Consider the following 12,123-nt stretch of genomic DNA (forward strand, 5'->3'; position numbering starts at 1 on the left):
TATATTTTTATGTTTATTTGCCTGGTTAATTTTTTATACCAATGAATGCAAGAACGGCATTGGCTGGTTTGGGAATAATCCTCCTTTTTTTTACCGCATGTAAAGAGAACGGACCATCTCAAAAAAAACAGCAGAAGATTATTGATACGGCTCAGAAAAAGGATTATCTGTCGCTGATTATTTCTCTTGATACTTTGTCTTTGTCTGAATACAGGAAGGTGATTGACCGGGAGAACAATGTGCTGAGCAGCAGTGCGGATAGCAGTGTTATGCCGTTTTATCATTTCTTCAGAGCAAAGAACTATCTGCGGGACAAGCACCGGGATAGCGCTATGACCGAATTTCAGAAGATGAAGGGAGGCAGGGTCGATGATGAAATTGAACTGCTGAAGAGCTATTCTATATTGGATTTGGATATCGGCAATGGAGTGATGGTAGAAGGGGAACTGATGAACCGGATATTGTCGGCGATGAAAACTGCCGAACGCGTTCACAGCAAATTTACTTATCGTTTTTATGATTTAATGGCCAAGGCATACTATCAGAATGATAATGAGAACGAATCGCTGGACTATGCCGAACGTTACTATAAACATCACCCGTATAAATGGCATCCGGTGATTACGCAGCGGCATTATGATATATCATTTTTGCTGGCTTCCCGAATGAATGATTTTGATAAGATGATGCTGTACAATGTTCAGGCCCGGAAGTTCGCCGAGCATATCGGCGACAGTCTGGCCATAGCGCGTACCTACGACAACGAAGCCCAGATATTTTCACGGAGAGGAGAGAACGACAAGGCGGTTGCCAGCAGCAGGATTTATTTTAACTACCTGGTGAGAACGAATAATCTGAATGACATTGCATTTAATAATCTGGCGACCAGCTTTGTACGTAACCATCAATTGGATTCGGCCATCCATTACTACCGGGAAGCTATCGCTTTTGGCCAAAAGAACGCTCCGGGGAAACCAAGCCCGGTTTATTACAAGGGACTTATCGAGGCATATAAAAAGAAAGGTGACTACGCCAATGCCTTGCATGTGGCCGATTCCGCTTTTGGAATCGAAGTGAGTAATTTGAAAAAGATAGAGGCAGTTAAATTTGCAGAAATACATGCGAAATATGAAACGGAGAAAAAAGACCGGAATATAGCAGAACTGAGCAGCAGGAACCTGTTAAATGAAAAAGTTATCCGGCAGCAAAGATGGACGCTGATATTGGGGTCGCTGGTATTCCTGGGTGTACTCTCCGTTTTTTATTTTATACACCGGCAATACCGGCTGAAAGAACGTAACAGGCTGCTGCAGTCGGAGAACAGGCGTTTGAACATGGAGCAAAAGCTGCTGCAGGCTCAGTTGAATCCGCATTTTATTTTTAACTCCATTGCCAACCTGCAAGGCCTGGTTGCATCAGGCGATACAAAGGAATCAGTACGTTACCTGTCGGCCTTTTCAGGGCTGTTACGAAATGTGCTGGAACAAAGCAGGAAGGATTTCATTGGCCTTGATGAGGAAATTGTTTCCCTGGAGAATTACCTGCAGCTGCACCAAATGCGCTTCGCCGGGCTTTTCGATTACCGGATTGATGTGGATAAGCATCTCTATCCGGAAAACATGCTGATACCGCCTATGCTGGTACAGCCCTTTGTTGAAAATGCGATAGAACACGGTTTCAGAAATATTGATTATAAAGGTAACTTAACGATATCTTTCAGAGCAGAGCATGAGCAGATGTTCATTACCGTAGAAGACAATGGCAGGGGGATGACCACCAAAGAGCCCAATGACCAGAAGAAACAGTCGCTGGCCGGTACTATCCTTAAAGAGCGACTGGAAGTGCTGTTCAAATCGCAGGGGCAGGAAGCGAATTTTGATGTGGAGGATAAGAAAAACGGTGGAGGAAAAGGAGTGGTAGTACACATCGTTATTCCGGAAATCAAAGATTAAAAAGAAAACAAGCAAACATGAAGCTTTATATTCTTGAAGATGAAGTACGTATCCTGCAACATCTTTTGCAGGTGATCCAGGATATTTCCTACGTACAGGTAGTGGGGCATGCGGCGGAAATAGCTAAGGCGGCCAGGGAGATCCCGGCACTGAAACCCGATATTATCCTGGCAGATATCCGGTTGAAGGATGGTGATAGCTTCCGCTTATTCCAGGAAATAGGCAATGAAAACTTCCAGGTTGTTTTTCTCACGGCCTACGATCAATACGCTATACAGGCGCTCAATATGGGGGCTTTCGGGTACCTGCTGAAGCCGATAGATGAAGTTGCTTTAGCCGCCATACTCAACAAATGTTACCATCACCGGCAGCAGGAGCAATTTGATCAGCAGCAACTGGAAATAGCGCGCCAGCACTACGCTGCGCAGGGAGTGGCCACCAGCAAGCGTATTGCGCTTAAGCATGTAGAGTATATGGAGATCGTGTCTATAGAGGATATCATGTTTTGCAAGAGCGATAAAGGCTATACTACTTTTTACCTGAAAGATAAACGTGAAATCCTGGTATCAAAAGGGTTAATAGATTATGAGACCTCGCTTGTTCCTTTCGGCTTTGTACGCTGTCATCAGTCCTATCTGGTTAATTTCCATTATGTGAAAAAGTACTATAGAGAAGGCTTTCTGCAAATGCAGAATAACGAGCAAATACCTGTTTCCGTGCGTAAAAAAGAAGAGGTGCTGAAGTACCTGGAGAGTATTTCCTGATAATGCGGTATTTCATTTGAAGCAGCCGCTGATGATGAGCCAACGGTATTAACCAGGATGAGTATACGAAAAATTCCGTATACCCATCCCAATAGTTGAATGTATACTAAACCGCCAGCATGCCCGCTGTTCTGAGTTTTGAAAGTAACAAATTGAAATCCCCCACCAGGGCCGCTACACTCGCTGCACCGGAGTCGGCCATCGCGGCCGATTGCTTAACCATTCCTGCAACAGCAGTTGTGGCAATACCCGGTGCATAGTACACCACCCACCCGGTATTATCTATTCCACTCTCCTTAACGTATAACACATTCCTGCTGCTGCCATCCAGCCTGCGGTATATGCTGCCCGGAGGAGCAGTTATCACTCCGTCCGGAGCGCCATTGCCGGATATTAAAGGAGCAGACTGTGTTGCCAGGTAGTTTAAGTTCTTCGTACTTTTCATGTAACGTGTTGAATTGGGCGCCGCTAATACGTAGCCAGTCTCCACATTATTTTCGTAGATAACATCATCTGATTTCTGGACATAAAATCCGTTGGAAGTGGTGGCCGCTATAGAGGTGTACAGGTAATTATTTCTGACAACGGCGCCTGGCCCGTCAATTTGAACGGACTTGAAGCCGCCTCCCAGCTGCTCAATATCTACCAGCATATTATCTTCAAATACATCGCCGCCCATGGCGGAAGCACTGATGATTACCGAACCGCAGGGTACTCCTGCCACTTTTTTCGTACCCTCTATATAGTTCCCGGTAATGATACGCCTGGCAGCATTTGCGGTTAACCCGGTGGCATTAATAGCCTGTTTGGTAGAGGAGAATATTTTATTATTGATTAAACGACTATTATAGTCATTCATTTTTATGTCAATAGCCTCTGCACCGCTGATGCAATTGTTGATCAGTAAGCAGTTTTCAACAGTACTGCCTCCGCCTGAAGTATTAGAGAAGTTAATAGCAGGTCCCTCATTGTTTTGTATGGTTGAACCGGAGAATTTTATATATTTTGATGCCTTATGAAAAGAAACGCCACCACCCACGTTCCCCTCCAGTAAAGTGTTGGCAACAGATACATTGACTAACGTATCAGTTACCGCGTTGCCTTCAAAGTCAATCCCAAAAGAGGGCGCCGTTGTTTTATTCAATTTCCCGGTGAATGAATAAGAGCCTCCTGTAATGACCAGGCCGTTAACGCTGCCACAGGAAAGGCCCTGTCTGTAATTGTAGGTGGAAATAATATTTTGCAACACAATATTCGTTGGTACCGTGAAAGGAGGATAATAATCATTCCTCGACCCAATATCAACACCATCCATCATGCACCTGGTAGCGGTAACATCAATCAGTTTTATATTGTTGTTTGAGTTCACGATATAAAAACCATGCTGCATATTCACCGCCGCATTGTCATTTCCCAGGGCTGTTCGCGTATCCAGTCGTCCATCGTAGGTGAGTCCTTTAACAGTAATGTTTTTACTGTTGGTGATCACAAAGCCTGCACAGTTAACCGTGGTTGGATTGCTGCTATGAGCCTGTATCGTTGCGCCATAACCGTAAATAGTAATGCCGTTGGCGCCGTTTATTACAAGCCTGATATCTTTATCTGTTCCATTGCCCTGGATATAGGTCAACGGGGGGAAATACAGGTCCGATCCTGTTGTAACGGCATATTCGACGCTTTTTACCAGCGCCGCGCTATCGTCGTCGCCATTTCCTTTGGCGCCAAACCATTTTACATTGACGGCGCTGTCGTAAAGCCGCCTCCACCTGCCGGTCGCCGTACCGGATACCACGAAGATGGTTCCGCTGTTATCGGGGTCAGTTGAAACAGCATCCCAGTAAAATTCACCACCTCCGCCGTCTCAGGGAGTGTAATAGCCTAATACAGTTGCATGGTTGTCGGAAGCATTGCCCGGTTGTAGTTTAAGTGCCGTGATTGTTTGTAATAACATAAAAAGGGGGTTAAAATAAAGAATGATGGTTATTATAAATTTGATATGGTTTACCGTATTGAAATCGTCATCCTATCGAAAATAATGCACCGATGCGCAATGTATGTGCGTGCAGCTGCAAATTACATCCGGGAAGAACGGACAGGCCGGAGGGTGCCTGCTGCTTACCGGGAAAAAAGCGAAGATTGTAACAAAGATTGTGACAATGGTAGCAGCAAAACTGCTGGTCATCCTTTATCTTCGTAAAGATCCGCAACAGAAGTTCCGGGCATCATATAATTAGCCAAAATCGCAGTAGTACCAGTTATATATCGTTGTGAAAAAGATCTCCTGCAGTGCATTGCAGCGGGGGATGAGGCGGCATTCGCCCATCTTTTCCATACCTATCATCAGCAGCTGGGCGATTATATCTGCCGGATCACCGGCTCTATAACGGCGGCAGAAGAAATAGTGCAGGATGCCTTTGTGAAAATATGGACCAAGCGGCATTTGCTCAGCGAGGTTGATAACATCAGATCCTACCTGTACAGGCTTTGCCGGAATCAAACGCTGAATGCCCTGCGGCAGCTGGCAAAAGAAAAAGCCAATCAAAATGAATGGCGCCGGAATACAGAAGGAATTGCCGACGAAGGGATAGACAAGGAAAGCTACCTGCGGCTGATCGATGAAGCGGTGGCTAAACTCCCTCCCCAACAACAGAAAGCCTATCTCTTAAGCCGCAAACACGACCTTACACATGAAGAAATTGCCCACCAGATGAGTATTTCAAGGGGTACCGTGAAAAAACACATACAGCTGGCTGTAAAATTCATTACAGACTATGTACGCCAGCATGCCGGGATGCCTGTTATAGCCCTCGGTATTTTCTGCGATTTATTATAATGCTCCCCCAGGTTCCTGTCTCCTGAAAAAAAATAAAAAAAGGGATTACCCCTTTTGCCGGTTCCCCGTGTCTTACTCCCGGAAGTACACCAAAGGGGCTTTCCATTTAACCTATTTAGCTGTATGATGGCAACAGAAAGACTGCATTACCTTTTCCGGCAATACGTTGAAAAATCGGCTACTCCGGAGGAAACCACTGAGTTGATGGCATGGCTGTCTGAAAACGCATCTGACAATGATATCCTGTCGCTGATGGATAATGCCTGGGAGGACTTTACATCGGCCCGGCAGGTATTTGACACAGAAAAAAGTAACCGGATGTTGCAACAGGCGCTTGCCGCAGTGCCGGCAGCAACACCTGTTATGTATCCCATTACCGGCAGGAAACGCTGGCGTATACCGGCGGCCGCTGCTGCCATACTGCTGCTTATTTTCGGCAGCTACCTGTTGCTGAGAAAAGAAGCCGTTCACTCACCTGTACAGCAAACTATCCCTGTGGCAAAATCCGGGAACGATATTGCCCCGGCTAACGGGAAAGTAATGCTGACAATTGCCAACGGCGCTCCCATTGCGCTGGAGGATATCCCCAATGGTCAAATTCCGGGTCAGGGAACAGGTACGGCGGTCAAACAAAACGGGCAATTGTTATATGCACCTTCCACAGGAAAAAGTGAGGCGGCAGCAGTGTATAATACTATTACCACCGCCAGGGGAAAACAATATATGGTGGTGCTCTCCGATGGCACCAGGGTTTGGCTCAACACCGCCTCTTCGCTGCGCTTCCCCGCAGTATTTAACGATACCATCAGGAAGGTGGAGTTAAGCGGAGAAGGCTATTTTGAGGTGGCCCCCGCCTATTTTGCAACTGCCCGTAATAAAAGGATACCTTTTATCGTGACCACTGTTCCGCCTGCCGGTGGCCGTGCCGCTGAGATAGCCGTGCTGGGCACCCACTTCAACATAAAAGCCTATAATGACGAAGCGCTTATCAAAACCACATTGCTGGAAGGCAGTGTACGTATTTCGGCTGCCAAAAGTAGTACAACGAAAGACAGGGTTGCTGCTTTGCTAACACCAGGCCAACAGGCCCGGCTGTCTAATTTATCCGCTCATAATAATGCGTCTCCCGCTGATCGCGATATTCAGCTGGTAAAAGATATCAACATCAGGCAAACCATGGCCTGGAAAAACGAGTTGTTTGATTTTGAAAATGAATCCATCCAGGATATCATGCAGCAGCTGTCACGCTGGTATGATATAGAGGTGGAGTTCAAAGGAACTATTCCGGAAAAGCATTACTATGGCGCAATCCGCCGACAGGTAAATATCTCTGAAGTATTTAAAATGCTGGAAATAGCCGGCAATGTAACATTTACCATCCAGGGCAAAAAAGTATATATACAGCAGAAAAAATAATATCAACCTACAGCAACCGTAGCAACCAACATTCCCTAAAACGAACATTAATAATTCACACGTATGAAAATTAGAGCTGTTTGCCCCCCGCGCGGCGGGGTGAAATTGGTCAGGCTTACCAAACTGATCTTTCTTTTTCTGACTTTCTCAGCAATGCAATCGTTTGCCAAAGCGTATTCACAAAAAATCAGCATTCATCTGAAAAGCGTATACCTGGATAATGTTTTCAGGGAAATACAACGCCAAACAGACTACCTTTTCCTGTACACAGCGGAAGAAATTAAGAAAGCAGGTAAGGTAAACGTCGACATAAAAAACAGTACAATAGAAGAAGCCATGCAGCAATGCCTGTCTTCCACCGGTTTAGGCTTTCACATTGTTGATAAAACCATTGTACTGGACCCCAATCCGGCTACAGCAGATAAGCCTGCTGCCAGGCAGAGGATAACGGGTACGGTTACACACCAGGAAACAAAGGAGCCCCTGATCGGTGTAAGCATCTTGCTCAAAGGCACAAAAACAGCTACCGTATCGGATAATAAGGGACATTTTGAAATAGATGCCCAACCGGGACAAACACTGGTGTTTACCTACATCGGTTTTGCCGTGAAAGAGATGGTGATCGGTAGTCAGACGTCAATAAATGTACTGTTGCAGGAACAGCCAAAATCAGTGTCGGAAGTGGTGGTAGTAGGCTACGGCACCACCAAAAGAACAGATCTTACCGGCGCGGTAGGCACCGTGAATGCCAGTGATCTCGGCAAGGTAACGGCTACCAACCTGGGACAGGCCATCCAGGGCCGTATGAGTGGAGTGCAGGTAACACAAACTTCTGGTCAGCCAGGCGCCGGCGCCGACATAAAAGTACGCGGTGTAGGTTCTGTAAAATCCGGGAATAGTCCACTCGTACTGGTAGATGGTTTTGTAGGCAGCATGAATGACGTGGATGCTGATGATGTAGAATCTATCACTGTGCTTAAAGACGCATCTGCCGCGGCTATTTACGGGTCCCGGGCCGCCAATGGCGTATTGCTCGTCACCACTAAAAAAGGTAAAGCCGGTAAACCAGCCGTAGCGTTTAAATCAGAAAATGGCTGGCAATCGCTAACCAAAAAACCAAATTATCTCAATGGTCCTGACTGGGCCCGGCATCAGAACGAAGCAAGAAAATATAACGGCAAATCTCCATTCTGGGTGGACGCAACTGCGCCTGAAACCATTACCCAGTGGACAGATTGGTCTGATTATGTATTCCGGACCGCGCCTATACAGGACTATCACCTCGGGATTAACGGCGGTACCGACAAAACAAAATATGCAGTAGGAATAGGTTATATCAATCAACGCGGTATCATCATCGGAACAAACTTCGACCGGGTCAACGCCCGTATCAACTTCGAGCAGGAGATCACAGATCGTATCAGAACAGGCATTAATCTCAGTTATATACGCTCGGCATATACAACTACTATCACCGCCTTTTCGTCTTCCCAACCTGCTGCATTAAATGGTATCACCGCTGCACCACCTACCATTCCCGCCTACAACCCGGACGGCCTGCCGGGCGCACCCCGCCCCAATTATCCCGGTGAAGCCTATATCGCCAACACCACCTGGAAAACCCCCTCTATCGCCAACGATATCCTGGATAATCTTTCCCGCAGCAACAAAACTTTCGGGAATCTTTTTGCGGAAGTTGATATAGTGAAGGGACTAAAATACAAGCTGGTAGTAAACGGCGCTGTTACCAATAATTTTAATGAAGAATGGACCGGCAAATGGGCCATTTATTCTCCTGCAGACGTTGGCCATACAACTCCGCTGGCGCAAGGCGCCACCGCCAGTTTGCGCAATGTCGCCAAAGAAAGTTATGTATGGGAAGTACAAAACCTGTTGACCTATGTGCGGACTTTTGGCCGGCATAATATCAACGCATTGCTGGGCGTATCGTATGAGAAGAGCGATGGATACCAGTTTGATGCATCAAAAACAGATTTTCCCAATAACGATTTGCGCGTGCTGGGCGCGGGTAATACCCTTGGCGCCATCAATGGCGGATATGTTGATCCTTATTCCCTCACTTCACAATTTGGCAGGATCAATTATTCCTATAATGACCGCTACCTGTTGCAGGCCAATATACGCCGGGACGGATCTTCCGTATTTGCGCCGGGCAAACAGCAAGGCGTTTTCCCTTCCTTCTCTGCCGGGTGGCGCGTTTCGCAGGAATCGTTTATGCAGCAACTCAAAGCTGTCAGCAACCTGAAAATCAGGGCCAGCTGGGGCCAGCTCGGAAACGCCAATATACCCGCATATGCATGGATCAGCACCATTGATGTAACTAATGGCGCCGTATTTGGCAACCCGCAAACCAGGCAGCCGGCCTATTTCCCAACACAGATGGCGAACGAAAATATAAAATGGGAAACCACCACTACCACCGACCTTGGACTGGAACTGGGTTTGTTCAATGAGCGCCTCACTTTTGAAGGAGATATATACAACAAGAAAACAACCGACATGCTGCTGGATGCAACGATCCCGTTTACAGCAGGATATACAGCCGGTCCGGTAGTCAACATCGGCGAAGTGCAAAATAAGGGATGGGAGATCCTGTTGCGCTACCAGGATAATATCGGGGACTTTAACTATAGCGGTTCTTTCAATCTTTCTCATAACAAAAACAAACTGGTCAACCTCGGTGGCGTGAAATCCTTATTAACAGGACCGTTGAAATCAGATGTAGGTCTGCCGTTATATTCCTACTGGGGTTTTCAGACAGATGGTATCTGGCGGACAGCAGACGAAATTAATGCCAATCCGCATCGCAGTGGCGACAGACCAGGCATGGTTCGTTTTGTTGATCTGAATAACGATAAACAGATCACGGATGCAGATAAAACCGTTATCGGCAGCTATATGCCCAAGTATGTATACGGATTCAATGCCGCATTCAGCTGGCGCGGAATTGATGTATCTATTTTGTTCCAGGGTGAAAAGGATAAGGATATGCTGGTCGAATCGGTATTTGGCGGAAATGGGGAAGGGGAAGACAATAACATCGACAGGTACTACTGGGATAACAGGGCTATACTTGATAAAGACGGTAATGTAATCAGTGGTACAACACCCGCTGCCGGCGCCGTAAAAGGCGACGCCATCTGGAGCAGCTACCTGGTGCAGGATGCCTCCTATCTGCGTATTAAAAATTTACAGATAGGGTATACACTCCCCAAAAGTTGGATTGCGCCGTTAAAGATACAATCGCTGCGCGTTTATGCCAATGCCACCAACCTGGTTACCTGGACCAAATTCATTGGTTACGACCCGGAAATGAAACCATCTGAACCTAGTGGTATCAATGTGTATTCAAGGGGAGGAGTCGACGCATATCCTGTAGCCAAATCCATCACACTGGGCGCCCGTCTTATTTTCTAAATTTTTAACTACCTGTTATGAAAAAAATATTAAGTCGTTTCACATGGTTGCTGTGCTGTTTGATAGGGCTGGTGCCAACTGGTTGTAAGCGGGATTTTTTATCCTCTTACCCAAAAAATAATCTTACTGCCACCAATTATTATAAAACAGAAGATGATTTCACCAGCGCCGTAAACGGTATTTATGATGCGCTGCAGGCCGACAGGGAGCTTAGCTTTTTCCCGATGGCAGATATTGCCACACCCTTTGCCGGTTTTGGTGACAATCGTTTCGGACAATACGACAACGGTATCTTTGGCGTTACTGACGGTTGGGTAATGGCGCAAACATTCTGGGTTGCCTGGTACCGGGTGGTATTCCGCGCTAACCTGGTATTAGACCACATCGATAATAAAGAAGTGACCATCTCCACTGCCGCGCACGACCGGTTGAAAGGAGAAGCATTATTCCTGCGGTCGCTAGCCTATTTTTACCTGACCAATCTTTATGGCGATGTACCGTTGATTACGCGGGAATTAAAATATGAAGAATTGCTGACGCCACGCAACAAAAAGGCCGAAGTAGTGGCTGCTATCATTGCCGATCTCAAAACAGCAGAAACATTATTGCCTTCTGTAACACAATACCGCAGTAAAAAAGCACTGTTGGGAAGGGCCAGCAAAGGCGCCGCTAAATCCTTGCTGGGAAAAGTATATGTATATGAAAAGAGATGGCCGGAAGCCGAAGCTAAATTAAACGAAGTGATCAATGTAGATAAGGACTACAGCCTGGAACCACAGTTCCTGGATCTGTTCTGGCCTTCTACCGAAAATGGAAAAGAATCGATCTTTGAAATTCAGTATGCCGGCGGCGTAAAAGAAGGTAATTCTTATGTACGTTTTGCGGCACCGAATACCGCCTCGCTGATTTCCACTGCAGGCTTTGGTTATGTAACGCCTACGGAAGACTATACCAACCTTTTTGAAACCACGAATGGCTTCCCGGTAACCAGCACTTTTGTAAGCAGGGTGGCTGCGGGTAGTGCTTACCGTTATACATTTACCCATCAGTCAGCCGACCCGGCCTTTGATCCATCCAAACCATACAGTAACCGGGATCCGCGACTGGCCTGGACGGTATGGTATGAAAACACCCCCTATATCAGTGAGTTTCAGGCCCGCACCGGCCAGAGCGGTGTAAATTATCTGCAGCAATATGCCAATGAAAACGGGCATAACACCGTGAAATATATTATTGGCAAACTGGACCTCACGGCCGGCGATAGCCCCGGCAATATGATACTCATCAGGTATGCCGATGTGTTATTACTATATGCAGAAACATTAATAGAGCTGAACAGGAATACTGAAGCCGCTGCTTATATCAATAGCGTACGTCAGCGGCCAAGCGTTGCGATGCCCACCCTGCAAACGCTGGAAACAGTACAAAACAGAACTATCATCGCCGATCAGCAGGCCATGCGCAAATTTCTCCGGGAAGAGCGTTACCGCGAACTGGCCTTTGAATGGGGACATCTGTACATGGATCAGATCAGGTGGGATGTATTTGCCGATGAAATTGTAAAGTACTGGACTGCCAAAAAATATGGCGGAAGTAACCCGGCACTCGGCAGCTTTGATAAACGGCATTACCTGTGGCCTATCCCCGCTGAAGAAAGGAATAAAAACCCGCAACTCACACAAAATCCAGGATATTGAGCATCAGTATCCGCTAAAAACAA

The 12,123-nt window shown here is 46.6% G+C and carries 8 protein-coding genes and 1 pseudogene; 7 read left to right on the plus strand and 2 right to left on the minus strand.

Features of this window, described 5'->3' with window-relative positions; all coding sequences use genetic code 11:
* Positions 1 to 41 precede the first annotated feature (41 nt).
* Both KE626_RS33765 and KE626_RS33770 read left to right on the plus strand, forming a co-directional pair.
* Positions 42 to 1,952: a histidine kinase gene (locus KE626_RS33765; RefSeq protein ID WP_211977502.1), complete on the plus strand. Its 1,911-nt coding sequence runs from the start codon at positions 42 to 44 to the stop codon at positions 1,950 to 1,952.
* A gap of 17 nt (positions 1,953 to 1,969) precedes the next feature.
* Positions 1,970 to 2,716, plus strand: a complete 747-nt coding sequence (locus tag KE626_RS33770; protein WP_211977503.1) for a LytR/AlgR family response regulator transcription factor — start codon at positions 1,970 to 1,972, stop codon at positions 2,714 to 2,716.
* Positions 2,717 to 2,822: 106 nt separating this feature from the next.
* Here KE626_RS33770 and KE626_RS35120 read toward each other — a convergent pair whose 3' ends face one another.
* Complete coding sequence (locus tag KE626_RS35120; protein ID WP_487249711.1) at positions 2,823 to 4,106, minus strand: head fiber protein; 1,284 nt, start codon at positions 4,104 to 4,106, stop codon at positions 2,823 to 2,825.
* A 369-nt stretch (positions 4,107 to 4,475) separates the two neighbouring features.
* Positions 4,476 to 4,562, minus strand: a pseudogene (locus KE626_RS35255) (hypothetical protein); the annotation flags it as partial.
* Between the two features lie 214 nt (positions 4,563 to 4,776).
* Here KE626_RS35255 and KE626_RS33780 point away from each other — a divergent pair.
* From KE626_RS33780 to KE626_RS33800, 5 genes are all read left to right on the plus strand, one after another.
* Positions 4,777 to 4,950, plus strand: coding sequence for a hypothetical protein (locus tag KE626_RS33780; RefSeq protein WP_211977505.1), 174 nt, complete (start codon positions 4,777 to 4,779; stop codon positions 4,948 to 4,950).
* 56 nt (positions 4,951 to 5,006) lie between these two features.
* Positions 5,007 to 5,549, plus strand: a complete 543-nt coding sequence (locus KE626_RS33785; RefSeq protein ID WP_346344518.1) for an RNA polymerase sigma-70 factor — start codon at positions 5,007 to 5,009, stop codon at positions 5,547 to 5,549.
* Between the two features lie 123 nt (positions 5,550 to 5,672).
* Positions 5,673 to 6,965 (plus strand): FecR family protein, encoded by a 1,293-nt coding sequence (locus KE626_RS33790; protein ID WP_211977506.1) that lies wholly within the window; start codon positions 5,673 to 5,675, stop codon positions 6,963 to 6,965.
* Between the two features lie 63 nt (positions 6,966 to 7,028).
* The gene (locus tag KE626_RS33795) at positions 7,029 to 10,403 is read left to right on the plus strand and encodes a TonB-dependent receptor (RefSeq protein ID WP_211977507.1); all 3,375 of its coding nucleotides are present in this window, start codon (positions 7,029 to 7,031) and stop codon (positions 10,401 to 10,403) included.
* Positions 10,404 to 10,420: 17 nt separating this feature from the next.
* Entirely contained in the window at positions 10,421 to 12,100 is a 1,680-nt protein-coding gene (locus KE626_RS33800; RefSeq protein WP_211977508.1) for a RagB/SusD family nutrient uptake outer membrane protein, read from the plus strand.
* Positions 12,101 to 12,123: the final 23 nt, after the last annotated feature.

Origin of the sequence: Chitinophaga hostae, assembly GCF_018224885.1 — a bacterium.
Classification (GTDB): domain Bacteria; phylum Bacteroidota; class Bacteroidia; order Chitinophagales; family Chitinophagaceae; genus Chitinophaga; species Chitinophaga hostae.